General features: G+C 71.5%; 17 protein-coding genes and 1 pseudogene. 13 read left to right on the plus strand and 5 right to left on the minus strand.

The window, feature by feature from the left end; genetic code table 11:
* Window positions 1-592: pseudogene (locus ACFWBF_RS21080) on the minus strand (hypothetical protein); the annotation flags it as partial.
* Window positions 589-918: a 4Fe-4S dicluster-binding protein gene (locus ACFWBF_RS21085; protein ID WP_385236615.1), complete on the minus strand. Its 330-nt coding sequence runs from the start codon at window positions 916-918 to the stop codon at window positions 589-591. The pseudogene ACFWBF_RS21080 and the gene ACFWBF_RS21085, both read right to left, overlap by 4 nt.
* 370 nt (window positions 919-1288) lie before the next feature.
* Here ACFWBF_RS21085 and ACFWBF_RS21090 point away from each other — a divergent pair, with 370 nt between their 5' ends.
* Window positions 1289-2011: a gamma-glutamyl-gamma-aminobutyrate hydrolase family protein gene (locus tag ACFWBF_RS21090; RefSeq protein ID WP_385603903.1), complete on the plus strand. Its 723-nt coding sequence runs from the start codon at window positions 1289-1291 to the stop codon at window positions 2009-2011.
* A 186-nt stretch (window positions 2012-2197) separates the two neighbouring features.
* Here ACFWBF_RS21090 and ACFWBF_RS21095 read toward each other — a convergent pair whose 3' ends face one another.
* A complete protein-coding gene (locus tag ACFWBF_RS21095) occupies window positions 2198-3277 on the minus strand; it encodes a ScyD/ScyE family protein (RefSeq protein ID WP_385603906.1) in 1080 nt (359 codons plus the stop codon).
* A 542-nt stretch (window positions 3278-3819) separates the two neighbouring features.
* Window positions 3820-4737, minus strand: coding sequence for a sigma-70 family RNA polymerase sigma factor (locus ACFWBF_RS21100; protein ID WP_385603908.1), 918 nt, complete (start codon window positions 4735-4737; stop codon window positions 3820-3822).
* Between the two features lie 185 nt (window positions 4738-4922).
* Between ACFWBF_RS21100 and ACFWBF_RS21105 the strand changes: the two genes are divergently transcribed.
* From ACFWBF_RS21105 to ACFWBF_RS21115, 3 genes are all read left to right on the plus strand, one after another.
* Window positions 4923-5054: a hypothetical protein gene (locus ACFWBF_RS21105; RefSeq protein WP_385603911.1), complete on the plus strand. Its 132-nt coding sequence runs from the start codon at window positions 4923-4925 to the stop codon at window positions 5052-5054.
* A 209-nt stretch (window positions 5055-5263) separates the two neighbouring features.
* Window positions 5264-6778 (plus strand): MFS transporter, encoded by a 1515-nt coding sequence (locus ACFWBF_RS21110; protein ID WP_385603914.1) that lies wholly within the window; start codon window positions 5264-5266, stop codon window positions 6776-6778.
* A gap of 139 nt (window positions 6779-6917) precedes the next feature.
* Window positions 6918-7334, plus strand: a complete 417-nt coding sequence (locus ACFWBF_RS21115) for a pyridoxamine 5'-phosphate oxidase family protein (protein WP_385603917.1) — start codon at window positions 6918-6920, stop codon at window positions 7332-7334.
* A gap of 69 nt (window positions 7335-7403) precedes the next feature.
* Here ACFWBF_RS21115 and ACFWBF_RS21120 read toward each other — a convergent pair whose 3' ends face one another.
* Window positions 7404-7853, minus strand: coding sequence for a nuclear transport factor 2 family protein (locus tag ACFWBF_RS21120; RefSeq protein ID WP_385603919.1), 450 nt, complete (start codon window positions 7851-7853; stop codon window positions 7404-7406).
* Between the two features lie 198 nt (window positions 7854-8051).
* Here ACFWBF_RS21120 and ACFWBF_RS21125 point away from each other — a divergent pair, with 198 nt between their 5' ends.
* From ACFWBF_RS21125 to ACFWBF_RS21165, 9 genes are all read left to right on the plus strand, one after another.
* Window positions 8052-9467, plus strand: coding sequence for an FAD-dependent monooxygenase (locus tag ACFWBF_RS21125; RefSeq protein ID WP_385604061.1), 1416 nt, complete (start codon window positions 8052-8054; stop codon window positions 9465-9467).
* Window positions 9468-9532: 65 nt separating this feature from the next.
* Window positions 9533-10231: an antibiotic biosynthesis monooxygenase family protein gene (locus tag ACFWBF_RS21130; RefSeq protein WP_385603922.1), complete on the plus strand. Its 699-nt coding sequence runs from the start codon at window positions 9533-9535 to the stop codon at window positions 10229-10231.
* Between the two features lie 178 nt (window positions 10232-10409).
* Window positions 10410-10739 carry a TcmI family type II polyketide cyclase gene (locus tag ACFWBF_RS21135; RefSeq protein WP_385603924.1) on the plus strand — a complete coding sequence of 110 codons (330 nt, stop codon included), beginning with the start codon at window positions 10410-10412 and terminating at the stop codon, window positions 10737-10739.
* Complete coding sequence (locus ACFWBF_RS21140; RefSeq protein ID WP_365923162.1) at window positions 10736-12007, plus strand: beta-ketoacyl-[acyl-carrier-protein] synthase family protein; 1272 nt, start codon at window positions 10736-10738, stop codon at window positions 12005-12007. The genes ACFWBF_RS21135 and ACFWBF_RS21140 overlap by 4 nt, the downstream gene beginning before the upstream one ends.
* Window positions 12004-13215, plus strand: coding sequence for a ketosynthase chain-length factor (locus ACFWBF_RS21145; RefSeq protein ID WP_385603927.1), 1212 nt, complete (start codon window positions 12004-12006; stop codon window positions 13213-13215). The genes ACFWBF_RS21140 and ACFWBF_RS21145 overlap by 4 nt, the downstream gene beginning before the upstream one ends.
* Window positions 13216-13278: 63 nt before the next feature.
* The gene (locus tag ACFWBF_RS21150; RefSeq protein ID WP_377779122.1) at window positions 13279-13554 is read left to right on the plus strand and encodes a phosphopantetheine-binding protein; all 276 of its coding nucleotides are present in this window, start codon (window positions 13279-13281) and stop codon (window positions 13552-13554) included.
* Window positions 13555-13570: 16 nt separating this feature from the next.
* On the plus strand, window positions 13571-14359 hold the full coding sequence (locus ACFWBF_RS21155; RefSeq protein ID WP_385603931.1) for an SDR family NAD(P)-dependent oxidoreductase: 789 nt from the start codon (window positions 13571-13573) through the stop codon (window positions 14357-14359).
* Between the two features lie 94 nt (window positions 14360-14453).
* The gene (locus ACFWBF_RS21160) at window positions 14454-15389 is read left to right on the plus strand and encodes an aromatase/cyclase (protein ID WP_385603933.1); all 936 of its coding nucleotides are present in this window, start codon (window positions 14454-14456) and stop codon (window positions 15387-15389) included.
* Window positions 15390-15391: 2 nt separating this feature from the next.
* Window positions 15392-16909, plus strand: coding sequence for an FAD-dependent monooxygenase (locus ACFWBF_RS21165; RefSeq protein WP_385603936.1), 1518 nt, complete (start codon window positions 15392-15394; stop codon window positions 16907-16909).
* Window positions 16910-16956: the final 47 nt, after the last annotated feature.

The following is a 16956-nucleotide window of genomic DNA, read 5'->3' on the forward strand; positions in this document are numbered from 1 at the left end:
GCGCACCCAGGGACCGAAGCCAGTCGCGGCAGTCGGCGACCGACTGGGCGAAGCGGTCGGCGGCGCGGCTGATCTCGGTGTGGTAGTCGGCGACGGCGCGGGCCGACCACGGCACGCGCAGGACGCCGGCGACGAGCTTGGCGGTGACCGACAGCGGGGACTGGCCGGGGACGCGGACCACGATGCGGCCGCTGGTGGTCAGTCCTATCTCGCCGAGGAACACCGGCTCGCCGGCGGCGGCTTCCGGGGCGCCCTGGTACTCGTACGGGTCGTCCTCGCGCCAGGTCACCGCGCACAGCACCTTGAGCGCGACCTCGTCGGCGGTGCGCAGGGCGCGCAGTTGGACGTCGGCGGGGACGAAGCCGTCGAGGGAGGCGAGGATGCCGACGGCGGTGGTGAGGTCGGGTGCCTCGGCGGCCTGCTGCCAGACCCGCTGCAGGAGTCCGGGGAAGCCCGCGTCCGGTTCGCCGACGCGGTCCGGCTTGACGGTGCCGCCGGCGGGCAGGCCGAGGCGGCTGGGGCGGCGGCTCTGCCGCTTCTTGGCGTTGAGGGCCCGGCGGGAGGTGCCGGAGCGGTCGGGGAGCGCGCTCACGCGGTGCCTCCGGCGGTCAGCTCGATGTGGTTCCACATCGACTCGTCGGTCGGGGTCCAGTCCTCGTCCACGTAGATGCAGTCGACGGGGCACTCGAGGACGCATACGGGGCAGCCTGAGCACAGTTCGGGGATGATCACGACGTCGATGCCGCGGTCGAAGATCGCCCCGAACTCGGCGGGGCAGGCGCGCAGGCAGGTGTCGCAGGTGATGCATTCCGACTTCTCGATGCGGCGCGGCGGCTTCTTCCATTCGCTGCGCGATCTCGAGGCGATCCGCTCCGCCCGCCCGGACGCCTCCGTCGGGGTGTCGCTTACCTTGAGCATGAGGTGCTCTCCTTCTGGCCTCTTCGCAAGTACCCGCGTATGAGCGTGTGGTGCAATGCCGATCCTGCAGGAGGGGGATTCACCTTCCGCTCCGAAGGGGCTCCACAACCCGCCTACATTGCAGCGGGGTGCGGTGCACCGGTAGTCGAGGCGGCCAGGATGGGCGGTCGCATTCCGCTCGAGGCGCGATGGGGCTTTTGGGTTCAGGGGTTTGTTTCGCTGTCGGCTGCCGTGGATCGGATGACTTTCCGTACTCGGGGCGGGCACCATGTCTGGACCTGGGAGGGCTGTTTCCGCGCCCCAATTCCCGACTCGCCCGGCTTCTTGCCCGGTTTTCGGAAGAAGCCGATGAGCAGAAGGACGACTTGCGATGAATCGACCAGTAGTGGCGTTGACCGCCGCATCGGCCTCGATCCAATGGAGCATCTGGGGTGAGGTGGAGGCCTGCCTGCTTCCCGTGACGTACCAGGAGAAGGTGGCGCGGGCGGGCGGCGCCCCGCTGCTCCTGCCGCCGATCGCGGACGCCGTCCGCCCGATCATGGAGCGGGTGGACGCGCTGTTGATGACCGGCGGCGAGGACGTGGATCCCGCCCTGTACGGGGAGGAGGCGGGGAAGTTCACGCGCGCCCCGGACAAGGTGCGCGAGGCCGCCGAACTCGCCGCGCTGGCCGTGGCGGAGGAACGCGGGATTCCGGTGCTGGGCATCTGCCGGGGCCTCCAACTGATCTCCGTCGTGCGCGGCGGCACCCTGGACCAGCACCTGCCCGAGCACTCGCCGCGGGTGCCGGGGAAGTACGACGCGCGGTCCGTCCGCGTGGAGCCCGGCTCGGTGCTCGGCTCCACGCTGGGGGCGAGCGCCACCGTGTACTGCCACCACCACCAGGGCATCGACAAGCTCGGCAGTGGGCTGGTGGCGACCGCGTGGTCCGCGGACGGGGTGATCGAGGGGGCGGAGGCGAAGGATCCGGCGGCGCCGTTCCTCGTCGGGCTGCAGGCGCACGGGGAGTTGGGCGAGGACACCGTCCCGCTCTTCGAGGCCTTCATCGAGGCTGCGAGGAGGGGCCCGCGGCGCGGGGGCGCTCCGCGGGGCTAGGCAGCGGGGTTCGGCGGGGCCGGCGGCGGGGCCGGCCGAGGGTCCGTGCGGCGCGCGGGGCCGGCGTTGGGGGCCGGCCGGGAGCGGCGTACGGGCACGGCGTACGGGGATGCGGTTGAGGTACGGAACGGGCGACGGCCCGGTCATCGCGGAGGTGCGCGGTGGCCGGGCCGTCGGCGTGTGGCCTTACGGGCGGACGCGCAGCAGCTTGCTGTCGGCGTTGTTGCCGGCGACCACGTAGATCTGGCCCTGCGGGCCGACGTCGATGCCGGTCGGCTGGCCGAGCTGGCCGGCGGTCGGGACCTCGGTTATCTGCTTGGTGGAGAGGTTGACCTTGGACAGGCGGCCGGGCAGCGGCGGGCCCTGGACGAAGCCGTCCGTGAAGGACAGCGCGTACAGGTTGCCCTTGCCGTCCAGGGCGATGTCGACGAGCGTGTTCAGGCCGGTGACGAGGACCTCGGGCTGGCCGCCCGGCGCGATCTTCCAGATCTTGGCGTTGCCCGGGCGGGCGCCGCCGAAGTCGGAGACGTAGAGCGTGCCGTCGAAGGCCCGGACGAGGCCGGTGGGCACGGCCTCGGCCGGGCCGGTGGAGGTGTCGTTCTTGGGGAAGACGAACTTGGTGGTGGTGGTCCCGCCGCAGTCGGCGGCGACGAGGGTGTTGGCGCCCGAGTCCGTCGCCAGGTAGCCGTGGCCGTTGCCGATGAAGCGCCACGGGTTGGCGTGCACCTCGCCCTGGTCCGGGTTCAGCCGGGTCTCGTGGTCGGCCAGGTCGGCGAGGACCTTTCCGTCCCGGGTGCGGAAGAGGGTGCCCAGCGTGGCCCCGGCCGGGCCGAGCGCCGTGCGGGTCTCGGTGGTGCCGCCCAGGCTGCTGAGGACCAGGTAGCCGCCGTCGGGGGCCGGTGCGACGGCGGTGGGGCCGCCGACCTCCTGGGCGCCGCCGGTGGCCGCCGAGCCGACGCCGGAGGAGGCCAGGCCGGTGACGACGCGGCCCTTGTGGCTGCCGTTGACCTGGTAGACGGCGCCGGTCGGGCCGGCGCAGTGGGTTTCCGCGGCGCAGTCCGTCTTGCCTTCGCCGGCTTCGGCGACCAGGATCCGGCCGTCCCGCAGGGCGGTGACGTCGCGGCCGTTGACCAGCCCGCTCGCCAGGACCTCGAGGGTGGCGGTGCCCTTGGCCTGGGCGGGGGTCGCAACGAGCGTGGCCGTGACGCCGGCCAGGGCCGCAGCGGTCAGGAGGGCGGTCCTCCAAGACCTGACTGAAGTCGACATGTCTCTCCTAGGTCGTGGGTGCCCCCGTCAAAGGAGCGATTCGAAATCCCGTGCCACGATAGGCAGTCGGGTTGGCCGGAATAACCCCTTGCCCGCTATGGGTGTACCGGGCTCCAGCGGGTCTCCGGGGGGATTGCAGCGAGGATCCACGGGATCTCGTTTACGGGTGGCCCGACCGGAATCCGGGGGCCGGTTTCGGTGGTTTTCGCGAATTCCATTCCCGTCCGTTTCCCGAGGTGCTCGCGAGGGATGCTCGAGTTTCTTCCGTGCATGCGCGAGGGCCCTGCCGGGGGGATTCGGCAGGGCCCTCGCGGTGCGCGGGAAATCGGCTCGTACGTCGGTCGGTGCGGGCGGGGTGCCGCCGTGGGCGGGGGACCGGGAACCACGGCGGCACGCCGGCGTGCGTCCGTGCCGGCGAGCAGGGGGGAGCCGCACGGCCCGGGCGCGGACCCATTGTGGGCGGCCCGGGACGAGCGGGGGTGGAGCCCGGATGGCGACGCCCTGGAACCGGTCGGCAGGAGGGTCCGGGGCTCGGGCTCCCGCTAGCGGGGGTCCACGGCGTCGGTGTCGGCCGAGGCGGGCACCAGGATGTCGAGCCGGGCGACCTCGGCCGGGGCCATGACCACCGAGACCTGGGTGATCCGGTCCTGCGCGATGGTGAACATCATGACGCGGAAGCGGCCGTCGACGCGGGCGACGACGCCCATGCCGCCGTTGACGAACGCCACCTGGGCGCTCTGCGCGAACTGCGCGAACGTGGCCGCCTGGCGGGCCACCAGGGCCGCTCCGCGGACCGCCGACAGGGCTCCCGCCATGCCGTTGTCCGAGCGCGCCACCACATCCGGGTCGAGCACCTCCAGCAGTGCCTCGAAGTCCCCGCCGCGGGCGGCGCTCAGGAAGGCGTTGACGATCCTGCGCTGGCGGCCGAGGTCCGGCTGGGGCAGGGTCTGCGCGCCCCGGACCCGGCGGCGGGCGCGGCTGGCCAGCTGGCGGGCCGAGGCGGGGGTGCGCTCCGTGACGACGGCGATGTCCTCGAAGGGCACGGCGAACAGGTCGTGCAGGACGAACGCGAGCCGCTCGGCGGGGGTCAGCTTGTCCAGGACCACGAGCATGGCGGCGCCGACGGAGTCGGCGAGCACGGCCTCGGCCTGCGGATCGCTCGGGCGCGCCGCCCGGGCCGCGCCTTCGCCGGGGGCCGGCTCCACCGGCCGTACCTCCAGGGGCTCCTCGCGCCGGGAGGCCCGGGTGCGCAGCATGTCCAGGCAGACGCGGCCGACCACGGTGGTCAGCCAGCCGCCCAGGTTCTCGATCTCCGCGGAGTCGCAGCGGCTGAGCTTGAGCCAGGCCTCCTGGACGGCGTCCTCCGCTTCGCTGAGCGAGCCGAGTATCCGGTAGGCCACTGCCCGAAGACGCGTCCGTTCGTCCTCGAAGCGCTTTGCCAGCCAGTCGTGCTCGTCCACTGTCCCGTCCTTGCTTTCCGCGTCCGCCGACAAGGTGACGGACTGTCACCAATTCTTATGCGGAAGGTAATTCTGTCAGTTCCGGGTCGAGTAGGGCACGTGCCGAGCAGTTCTCGAGTGATTCCTGAGCGGCTTTCCAGCAGATCTTGACAGCGTGGCCTGATCGGAAAGCAGAGGAGGAGCTGGTGCACGACATCCAAGAGGAACTCGACTGGCGTTCGTACAACCTCGTCATGGGAGCCCCGCCGCTGTGGCTCGCAGGCGCGGACGAGGAGGAGGAATGGGTCGACCCGCACATCGTGCGCGGCATCGACTGATAGACGGCCGGTCCGGCGGGACTCAAGGCGGAGTCGAGAGGCCCCGGGCACGCTGCCAGGCAGCGGAACTGCCAAGCGGAAGGTGGGGCGATGAAGCCGAGGTCCGGCGCGCGCCGCGGCCCGCGATCGGGGTCGGCCCTGTGGCTCGTCCCGGCGTCGTCGGCGACCGCTCTCACACACTCGATTCTGCATAGCTGAGGAGTTACCCAATGACTGCCCCCGACGTGGTCAAGAGCGGGAAGGGCACGGGAGCGGGCTACAAGCCCGGCACGATCCTTGCCTTTGTCTGCATGGCCCAGTTCATGGTCTTCCTCGACGTGTCGATCGTGAATCTCGCACTTCCGTCCATCCAGGACGGGCTCGGCATGTCCGACGTCAGCCTGGAGTACGTGGTCACGGCCTACGCGACCGTGCTGGGCGGCTTCCTGCTGCTCGGCGGCCGGCTCGCCGACCGCTACGGCCGCCGCCGGGTCCTGCAGACCGGTCTGGCCGTTTTCGCCCTGGCCTCGCTCGTGGCGGCCCTGTCCGACAGCGGCAACGTGCTGATCAGCGCGCGTGCCTTCCAGGGCCTCGGCTCCGCGATGATCGCGCCCTCGGCGCTCTCGATCCTGACCAACACCTTCCCCGAGGGTCCCGAGCGCAACAAGGCGCTCGGCCTGTGGGGTTCGCTCTCCGGTATCGCCTCGATCGTGGGCGTGATCCTCGGCGGTGTGCTCGCCGACGGCCCCGGCTGGGAGTACATCTTCTACATCAACGTGCCGATCGGTCTGCTCGGTGCGCTGTTCGCGGCGCGCGTCGTCCCGGACTCCAAGGCCGACGGCCCGCGTACCCGGTTCGACATCTTCGGTGCCGCGACGCTCACCAGCGCCCTGCTGCTGCTGATCTTCACCCTGGGTGAGGCCACGCACCGCGGCTGGGGCGACGGCCGCACGGTCGTCTCCTTCGTCATCGTGGGCGTGCTGCTCTCGGTCTTCCTGGTGATCGAGACCAAGGTCGAGGCGCCCGTGATGCCGCTGCGCGTCTTCCGCCTGAAGTCGGTCAGCACCGCGAACATCGCGGCCGTGTCGGTCTTCGGTGCCTTCTCCGCCCTGTTCTTCTTCGCCAGCATCTTCATGCAGCAGGTGTACGGGTTCTCGCCGATGAAGGCGGGCTTCTCGTACGTGCCCCTCGCGTTCTGCGTCGCGGCCGGCGCGGGCATCGCCTCGGGCCTGATCGCCAAGGTCGCGGCCCGCATCGTGCTCCTGATCGGTCTCGCCGCCACCATCGGCGGTCTGCTGCTCCTGACGCGGGCCCCGGCCGGCGGTTCGTACGCGGTCGACCTGCTGCCCGCCTTCATCCTCCTCGGCATCGGCTGCGGCATGTGCTTCGTGACGCTGCAGATCGCCGCGTTCGCCGGCATCGCCGACTCGGAGGCCGGTGTGGCCGCGGGTCTCATCAACACGAGCCAGGAGGCCGGCGGCGCGCTCGGTCTCGCCGTCATCGTGACCATCGCCTACAACGGCCTCGCCGAGAAGCTGACCAAGGCCGGCGGCGACGTCGCCAAGGCCGTGGACGTACAGGAGTCGGCGAACCACACCGCCTTCTTCGCGGCGGCCTGCTTCGCGACGGTCGCCCTGCTCATCGCGGCCTTCTTCTTCCCGAACGCCAAGCCGCAGGCGCCCGCTCCGGCGGCGCAGGCGGACGGCGAGCCGGCCGTCGAGACGCAGACGGTGATCGCGCACTGACGGTCTCCCGCTCTGCCCCTGCCCAGTGAAAGACCACAGTCAGACGGGGCAGTCCCCGCCCGCGGCGCCCCCCGGACCGAACCCGGGGGGCGCCGCGGCGCAAGGGCCCCTTCCACCCGCACCGCAGAAGGACGTACTCGTGTCGCAGCCCACAGCACGCGCCGCCGAACTCGCCGTGTCGGCGCAGGCCGACGCCTTTCTGACCGAACCGCACATAGCCACGCTGACCACGCTCAGGCCCGACGGATCGCCGCATGTGGCGCCCGTACGGTTCACCTGGGACGCGGAGGCGGGACTGGCCCGGATCATGACCGTCGCCTCCTCGCGCAAGGCCCGCAACCTGCTCGCCGTACCGGGCAGCCGCGCCGCGCTGTGCCAGGTCTCGGACTTCACCTGGGTCACGCTGGAGGGCACCGCCAGGGTCGTCGACGACCCCGCCCGGGTCGACGACGGGGCGCGGCGCTATGCCAAGCGCTACTGGTCCGGGCCGCCGAACCCGCCGGGGCGGGTCGTCATCGAGATCGTGGTCGACCGCGTGGTGAGCCTGAACGTGTGACACCGGCCCGTGGACGACGTGTGCGGTGGCGCCGGTTCCTCCGGCGCCACCGCACGGGCCGTGGCCGGGTCAGTTCGCCCCGGGCGGGTTGCCCTCGGTCCACACGACCCGGAACGACAGCGAGCTCAGCCGCCAGCCCTCGGGGGTGCGGCGGGCCGCGCCGTTGACGAACGTGCCGGCCGCGAAGCGGGGCGCGGGGGTGCCCTGCGGCGTTCCGGCCGGCAGGTGGTGGACGTGGGTGGCGATGACGTTGGCCCGCAGTGTCGCCCGGTCCTCCCCCTCGAGCGCGACCACGGCCGGTGAGCCGAGGTGCTGATGGCGCGCGAAGGCGTCGAGGGACTTCTGGTGGAAGGCGGGGAGGCCGTCGGCGCCCTGGTGCCGGGCGTTCGGGAATTCGATCACCGCGTCGTCGGTGAACAGCCCCTTGGCCCAACCCGCGTCGAGTATTTCGTCGTCGAGTGAGATCAGGTATGCGTCGAAGAGCGCGGCGACTTCGGCGGTCGATTGGCTTGATGTCATGCCTGAGGATGTGCGCGAATCAGGCTGGCGGCCAACCCTTCCTGTAAAGGATATGACGTTCTTGTGGAAAACCTGTACTAGCGGCTATTTACTGTCCCGGTAGCCCCTCGCAATACTGGGAAAACACCAGTCGGAAGAGGGCAGATGGACACCTTTGACGCGGACGTAATCATCGTTGGAGCCGGCCCCACCGGACTCATGCTCGCAGGTGAGCTGGGTCTGCATGGAGTCTCTGCCACCGTCGTCGAGCGGCTCGCGGAGCCGATGAAGCAGTCTCGCGCCCTCGGATTCTCGGCGCGGACCATCGAGGAATTCGACCAGCGTGGACTTCTTTCCCGCCTGGGTGAGGTCGATGTCATTCCCTTCGGGCATTTCGGTGGAGTCCCCATCGATTATCGCTTGCTTGAGGGTGGCTCGTACGGGGCTCGAGGAATACCCCAGTCCCGCACCGAGGGAATGCTGGCAGGCTGGGCCGCGGAAAAGGGCGCCCAGGTGCGCCGCGGCGTCGAGGTCACCGGTCTGGAGAACGACGAGGACGGGGTGACCCTCCAGGTCACCACTCCCGAGGGCCCGGGCACGCTGCGCGCCCGCTACGTGGTGGGCTGCGACGGCAGCCGCAGTGCGGTGCGGCGCCTGGCCGGGATCGCGTTCGAGGGCACCGACGCGGCCATCGAGCTGCGCTTCGCCGACGTGGCCGGCGTGCCGCTGCGTCCCCGGTTCAGCGGTGAGCGGGTGCCCGGCGGCATGGTGATGGTCCTGCCGATCGGTCCCGACCGCAGCCGGGTCATCTACTTCGACCGCTCGCAGCCGCTGCGCACGAGCAGCGAGCCGATCACCTTCGACGAGGTCGCCGAGGCGTTCCTTCGGCTGACCGGCGAGGACATCAGCGGCGGGACGCCGCTGTGGGTCAGCTCGACCACCGACACCAGCCGCCAGGCCGCCGAGTACCGGCGCGGACGCGTCTTCCTCGCGGGCGACGCGGCCCACATCCACCTGCCGATCGGCGCGCAGGGCATGAGCTCGGGCGTGCAGGACGCGGTCAACCTCGGCTGGAAGCTCGCCCTGGACATCCAGGGCCGGGCCCCCGAGGGGCTGCTCGACTCGTACGAGAGCGAGCGCCGGCCCGTCGCGGCCCGGATCCTGACCAACACGCTGGCCCAGCGCATCCTCTACCTCGGCGGCGACGAGATCACCCCGATGCTGGAGGTCTTCGCCGAACTGGTGGACTTCCCCGCGGTGCAGCGCCACCTCATCGGCATGGTGACCGGGCTGGACATCCGCCACGACGTCGGCGAGGGCGAGCACCCGCTGCTCGGCCGGCGCCTGCCCGACCGCGAGGTGGTGGTCGGCGGCGCCAAGAAGAGCAGCCTCGCACTCCTGCACGGCGGCCGCGGCGTGCTGCTGGACCTGCACGACAACGCCGCGCTGCGCCAGGCCGCGGAGGGCTGGTCCGACCGCGTCGACACGCTCACCGTCGCGAACTTCGACTGTGACGCGCCGCTGGACGGCCTGCTGATCCGCCCGGACGGCTACGTCGCCTGGGCCCCGCCGCCCGGCGCGCCCACCGAGGGCCTCACCCAGGCGCTCACCCGCTGGTTCGGCGAGCCCGCCTGAGGCCGCGCCGCCCCCGTAAGCCATCTGTCCTGTTCACCTGTTCCCCCTTGAGGAAGCGAAGAGACATGCCCAAGATCTCCACCGAGGACAAGCACCTCACCGTCCTCAACCTGTTCACCACGGACGTCCCGGAGAACCAGGACAAGCTCGTCCAGGAGATGCGGAAGATCGTCGACGCCGCCACCTACGAGGGCTGGATGTCCAGCACCGTCCACGCGGGCGTCGACTCGCCGGGCACCGCCAACTTCATCCAGTGGCGCAGCGGCGAGGACCTGGAGGAGCGCTACAAGGGCGACGAGTTCAACCACCGCACCCTCCCGGTCTTCGGCGAGATCACCACCTCGATCAAGCTCCTGCAGAACGAGGTGGCCTTCACCCAGGAGCACCCGTCGCTGGGCGGCTCCATCGAGATCGGCCCGCACCGTGACGACTACACCGCCATCGCGGTGTTCCCCGTCCTGAAGGAGAACCAGGAGGAGCTGATCGACGCCCTCGGCCCCGGCCAGGGCTTCTTCCTGGAGACCCCGGGCTTCCGCTCGCACGTGGTGCTGCGCGGCCTGCGCGCCCGCGGTCTCGAGGGCTCCTTCGTCGTCTCCTACTCCCAGTGGGAGAGCAAGGAGGCGTACGACGCCTACAAGGCCGTGCCGCAGGACCAGAAGCCGGCCGGTCGGGTGGCCGCCGAGGGCCGCTGCCGCGCGGTCGTCGCCGGGATCCCGGACATCAACACCTACCGCGTCGTCCACACCCGTTCCGCCGGGGAGTAAAAGCCCCCCGCTTTCCGTCCCCGGAAGGACGCGGAACGCCCGGCTCCCCTCCGGGAGCCGGGCGTTCCCGGGCGCTCCTCGAAGCGCCTTCCGCCGGCACCCGCCCCCCGCCCGGGACGACGCGGGAGCGGCCGCCGGGGTGTACCGCAACAACCGCAACTTCTGAGGAGCGAACCGTATGCACAGCACGCTGATCGTCGCCCGGATGGACCCCGGCTCGAGTGCGGACGTGGCCCGGCTGTTCGCCGAATTCGACGCGACGGAGATGCCCCACCTGATGGGAACGCGGCGGCGCCAGCTGTTCTCGTACCAGGGCCTGTACTTCCACCTCCAGGACTTCGACGCCGACAACGGCGGCGAGCTCATCGAGGGCGCGAAGAGCGACCCGCGCTTCGTCGGGATCAGTGAGGACCTCAAGCCGTTCATCGAGGCCTACGACCCGAAGACGTGGCGCTCCCCCGCCGACGCCATGGCCACCCGCTTCTACAACTGGGAGGGTCGGGCGTGACCGGGCGACGCGTCGTCATCACCGGCATGGAGGTGCTCGCGCCCGGCGGTGTCGGCCGTGAGAACTTCTGGAACCTGCTGAGCGACGGCCGTACGGCCACGCGCGGCATCACCTTCTTCGATCCGGCGCCCTTCCGCTCGCGGGTGGCCGCCGAGGTCGACTTCGACCCGTACGCCCACGGCCTGTCCCCGCAGGAGGTCCGGCGCATGGACCGCGCCGGGCAGTTCGCGGTCGTCGCCTCGCGCGGCGCGGTCGCCGACAGCGGGCTGGACATCTCCTCGCTCGACCCCTACCGGGTCGGCGTGACGGTGGGCAGCGCGGTCGGCGCCACGATGGCGCTCGACGAGGAGTACCGGGTCGTCAGCGACGGCGGCCGGCTCGACAACGTCGACCACCGCTACGCCTCCCCGCACCTGTACAACCACATGGTGCCGAGCTCGTTCGCGGCCGAGGTCGCCTGGGGCATCGGCGCGGAGGGCGCCAGCACGGTGGTCTCCACCGGCTGCACCTCCGGCATCGACTCGGTCGGCTACGCGGTGGAGCTGCTGCGCGAGGGCACCGCCGATGTCATGATCGCCGGCTCCTCGGACGCCCCGATCTCCCCGATCACGATGGCCTGTTTCGACGCGATCAAGGCCACGACCCCGCGCTACGACGACCCGGAGCACGCCTCGCGGCCCTTCGACGGGACGCGCAACGGGTTCGTCCTCGGCGAGGGCGCGGCCTTCTTCGTCCTGGAGGAGCTGGAGAGCGCGCAGCGGCGCGGCGCGCACATCTACGCCGAGATCGCCGGCTACTCGTCCCGCTCCAACGCCTACCACATGACCGGACTGCGTCCGGACGGTGTGGAGATGGCCGAGGCGATCCGCCTGGCCCTCGACGAGGCGCGGATGAACGGCGACGAGATCGACTACATCAACGCGCACGGCAGCGGCACCAAGCAGAACGACCGTCACGAGACGGCGGCGTTCAAGCGGAGCCTGGGCGAGCACGCGTACCGCACGCCGGTCAGCTCCATCAAGTCGATGGTGGGCCACTCGCTGGGCGCCATCGGCTCCATCGAGATCGCGGCCTCCGCGCTGGCCATGGAGCACAACGTGGTTCCGCCGACGGCCAACCTGCACACTCCGGACCCGGAGTGCGACCTCGACTACGTCCCCCTCACCGCGCGCGAGCAGCTCACCGACGCGGTCCTGACCGTGGGCAGCGGATTCGGCGGCTTCCAGAGCGCCATGGTGCTGGCCAATCCCGAGAGGAGCCTCGTATGAGCGCCTCGGTCGTCGTGACCGGCCTCGGCGTGGCAGCCCCCAACGGGCTGGGCGCACAGGACTACTGGTCGGCCACCCTGGCCGGCAAGAGCGGGATCGGGCGGATCACCCGCTTCGACCCCTCCGACTACCCGGCCAAGCTGGCCGGGCAGATCCCCGGCACGACCGCGGACGACGCGCTGCCGAGCCGGCTGCTCCCGCAGACCGACCGGGTGACGCGGCTCGCGCTCGTCGCCGCGGACTGGGCGCTGGAGGACGCCGGGGTGCGGCCCGCGGAGCTCGAGGGCTTCGACATGGGCGTCGTCACCGCGAGTGCGGCCGGCGGCTTCGAGTTCGGCCAGGGCGAGCTCCAGCGGCTGTGGAGCAAGGGCAGCCAGTACGTGTCCGCGTACCAGTCCTTCGCCTGGTTCTACGCCGTCAACAGCGGCCAGATCTCGATCCGCAACGGCATGAAGGGCCCGGCCGGGGTCGTCGTCAGCGACCAGGCGGGCGGCCTCGACGCCGTGGCCCAGGCCCGCCGGCAGGTCCGCAAGGGCACCCGGATCATCGTCTCCGGAGCCGTCGACGCCTCGATCTGCCAGTGGGGCTGGGTGGCGCAGCTGGCCAGCGGCCGGCTGAGCACCTCGGAGGAGCCCGGCCAGGCGTACGTGCCGTTCGGCCGTGACGCCCAGGGCTTCGTACCGGGCGAGGGCGGCGCGATCCTCATCATGGAGTCCGCCGAGTCGGCCCGCGAGCGCGGCGCCGAGATCTACGGCGAGATCTCCGGGTACGGGGCGACCATCGACCCGAAGCCCGGCAGCGACCGCGCTCCGGGTCTGCGCAAGGCCATCGAGCTCGCGCTCGCCGACGCCGGCGCGGCGCCGGGTGAGGTGGACGTGGTCTTCGCCGACGGAGCCGCGGACCCGCGCCTGGACCGTAGCGAGGCCGACGCGATCAACGCGGTGTTCGGCGCCCGGGCGGTGCCGGTCACCCTGCCCAAGACGATGACGGGACGCCTGTACGCGGGCGCGGCCCCGCTCGACCTCGCCGCGGCCTTCCTGTCGATGCGCGACGGGGTCATCCCGCCGACCGTCAACGTCGACCCGTGCGCCGAGTACGAGCTCGACCTCGTGCTGGACGAGCCGCGCCCGGCCGCCGTGCGCACCGCGCTCGTGCTGGCCCGGGGTCACGGCGGCTTCAACTCCGCGATGGTCGTCCGCGCCGTCTAGCCACTGTGCTCACCACCGCTTGGGCATGCCGCAGAGGTGTGCCGTACCGATGAAGGGAACGACATGGCCAGCAAGTCTTTCACCCTCGAGGATCTCAAGCGCATCATCCTCGAGGCCGCGGGTGTGGCGGAGGGCGTCGACCTCGACGGCGACATCCTGGACACCACCTTCGCGACGCTCCAGTACGAGTCGCTCGCGCTGCTGGAGGCCGGCAGCCTCATCGAGCGCGAGTACGGCATCTCGCTCGACGAGGAGGCCGTGGACGACACCCTCACCCCGCGCGCGCTCATAGACGTCGTCAACGCGCTGCTGCCCTCCTCCGCCGCCGTGGCCGCGTGAAGGGGCTGATCTCGGGATGACGCAGAACACGACGGCACGGGTCGCACTGATTTCGGGCGCGACGAGCGGGATCGGCCTGGAGTCGGCCCGGCTGCTGGCCCAGCAGGGGCACCGGGTGTTCATCGGCGCGCGCAGCGCCGAGAACGTGGCCGCCACGGTCAAGGAGCTGCAGGGCGAGGGTCTCGACGTCGACGGCGGTCTCCTCGACGTCCGCGACGGAGCGTCGGTGACGGCCTTCGTCCAGGCCGCGGTGGACCGCTTCGGGACGGTCGACGTCCTGGTCAACAACGCCGGCCGGTCCGGCGGCGGCGTGACCGCGGACATCGCGGACGAGCTGTGGAACGACGTGATCGAGACCAACCTCAACAGCGTCTTCCGGCTGACCCGCGAGGTGCTGACGACCGGCGGGATGCGGGACAAGAGCCGCGGCCGGATCATCTCCATCGCCTCCACCGCGGGCAAGCAGGGCGTCGTCCTCGGCGCCCCGTACTCGGCCTCCAAGCACGGGGTGGTCGGCTTCACCAAGGCGCTCGGCAACGAGCTCGCCCCCACCGGCATCACGGTCAACGCCGTCTGCCCGGGGTACGTCGAGACGCCGATGGCGCAGAAGGTGCGCCAGGGCTACGCGGCCGCCTACGACACCTCCGAGGACGCCATCCTCGAGAAGTTCCAGTCGAAGATCCCGCTCGGCCGCTACTCCACGCCGCAGGAGGTCGCCGGCCTGGTCGGCTACCTGGCGTCGGACACGGCGGCGTCGATCACGGCGCAGGCGCTCAACGTCTGCGGCGGGCTCGGCAACTTCTGATCCGCCGCCAGGCGGGCACATTCGCGGACCCCTCCCAGGGCCTCCGGGCACGCGGGCCCGGAGGCCCTGACCGAAAAACCTTAAGGAATCGAAGATGACGACCCGTGAGGTTGAGCACGAGATCACCATCAGCGCCCCGGCCGGTGCGGTCTACCGGCTGCTGGCCGAGGTGACCAACTGGCCGCGGATCTTCCCGCCCACCATCCATGTCGACCGGGTGGAGGCCGAGGGGTCCGAGGAGCGGATCCGGATCTGGGCCACCGCCAACGGCGACGCCAAGAACTGGACCTCGCGCCGCACCCTCGACCCCGAGGGCCTGCGCATCACCTTCCGCCAGGAGGTCCCGGCCGCGCCGGTGGCCGCCATGGGCGGCACCTGGATCCTGGAGCCCCTCGGGGAGTCCGAGACCCGGGTCCGGCTGCTGCACGACTACAGCGCGATCGGCGACGACGCGCACGACCTGCTGTGGATCGAGCGGGCCGTCGACAAGAACAGCACCTCCGAGCTGGCCGCCCTCAAGGACAACGTCGAAGCCGCCCACGCGGCCGAGGACCTGACCTTCTCCTTCACCGACACGGTGGAGATCAACGGGTCGGCGAAGGACGCCTTCGACTTCATCAACGAGGCCGACCGGTGGGCGGAGCGCCTGCCGCACGTGGCCGTCGTACGGCTCACCGAGGACGTTCCGGGCCTGCAGACGCTGGAGATGGACACGCGGGCCAAGGACGGCTCGGTGCACACCACCAAGTCGTACCGGGTCGTCTTCCCCGATCACAAGATCGCCTACAAGCAGGTCACGCTGCCCGCGCTGATGACCCTGCACACCGGTGAGTGGACCTTCGTGGAGAAGGACGGCGTCACCGCCGCCTCCTCGCAGCACACGGTCACCCTCAACACGGCCAACATCGCCAGGATCCTCGGCGAGGAGGCCACGGTGGCCGACGCCCGCGCGTACGTCCACACGGCGCTCAGCACCAACAGCACGGCGACGCTCAACCACGCCAAGGCCCACGCCGAGCAGAAGAGCTGACCATGGCGGACCTGCTGGACACCCAGGTCGTTGTCGTCGGGGCCGGCCCGGTCGGGCTGATGCTCGCCGCGGAGCTGCGCCTCGGCGGCGCCGACGTGGTCGTGCTGGAGCGGCGGCACGCGGCCAGCAGGGAGTCGAGGGCCTCCACGCTGCACGCCCGCACCATGGAGATCCTCGACATCCGCGGCCAGATCGAGGAGTTCGGCAGCCCGCCGAACGAGCCGCGCGGCCACTTCGGCGGCATCCCGCTGGACCTGACGCTGCCCGGGCCCTATCCCGGGCAGTGGAAGGTCCTGCAGACCAGGACCGAGGCGCTGCTGGAGGAGTGGGCGCTGTTCCTCGGCGTCGACATCCGGTGCGGGCACGAGCTGCTCGCCCTGTCCGGCGGCGGCGAGGACGACTCGTATGTGGAGGCGCAGGCCGTGCGCCGCGACGGCACCGCCGTCCGGGTACGGGCCCGCTACCTCGTCGGCTGCGACGGCGAGGACAGTACGGTACGCCGGCTCGTCGGCGCGGCCTTCCCCGGCCACGACGCCGGGCGGGAGCTGATCCGCGCCGACGTCTCCGGGATCGACATCCCCAACCGGCGCTTCGAGCGGCTGGAGCAGGGCCTGGCCATCGCCGCGCGGCGGCCGGACGGGGTGACCCGGGTGATGGTGCACGAGTTCGGCTCCACCGCGCGGCCCCGTACCCGGGACGCCGAGTTCGTGGAGGTCGCGGACGTCTGGAAGCGGGTCACCGGGGAGGACATCAGCGGGGGAACCCCGCTGTGGGTCAACGCCTTCGGCGACGCCAGCAGGCTGCTGGAGAGCTACCGGCACGGCCGGGTCCTGTTCGCGGGCGACGCGGCCCACAAGCAGATGCCCATCGGCGGCCAGGCCCTGAACCTGGGGCTGCAGGACGCCTTCAACCTGGGCTGGAAACTGGCCGCCGAGGTGACGGGCCGGGCCGCCGACGGGCTGCTGGACAGCTACCACGGCGAGCGGCACATGGTGGGCCGGCGGGTGCTGGCCAACATCGAGGCGCAGGCCGGGCTGCTGCTCGGCGGCCCCGAGGTGGAGCCGCTGCGGTCGGTGCTGACCGAGCTGATGGGTCTCGAACCGGTACGGGCCCACCTGGCCGGAATGATCAGCGGGCTCGATGTCCGCTACGACGTCGGCGGTGACGGGCAGGCGGAGCGCCATCCGCTGCTCGGCGCCCGGCTGCCGGTGCTGCGGCTGGTGTCCGCCGAGGGGCCGCTGACCACCGCCGAACTGCTGCGCACCGGCCGCGGCCTGCTGCTGGACCTGGGCGGCGCCGAGGTGCCGGCCGCGGTGCGCGGCGCCTGGGCCGACCGGGTCGCGACCGCCGCGGCCCGGCCCGCCGAACCGGGCGGACCGCTGGACGGGGCCGGCTGCGTCCTCGTACGCCCGGACGGCCATGTCGTCTGGGTCGGCTCCGCCGGCCAGGCGGGCCGGGGCGGCGGGGCGGGCGACGGACTGCGCGGGGCCCTGGAGCGCTGGTTCGGCGCGCCGCGCTGAACCGGACCCCGCGCCCTGAAGACTCAACCCAGAAGCCAGAGAAGAGG

The organism is Streptomyces sp. NPDC060028, assembly GCF_042736725.1.
GTDB lineage: Bacteria > Actinomycetota > Actinomycetes > Streptomycetales > Streptomycetaceae > Streptomyces.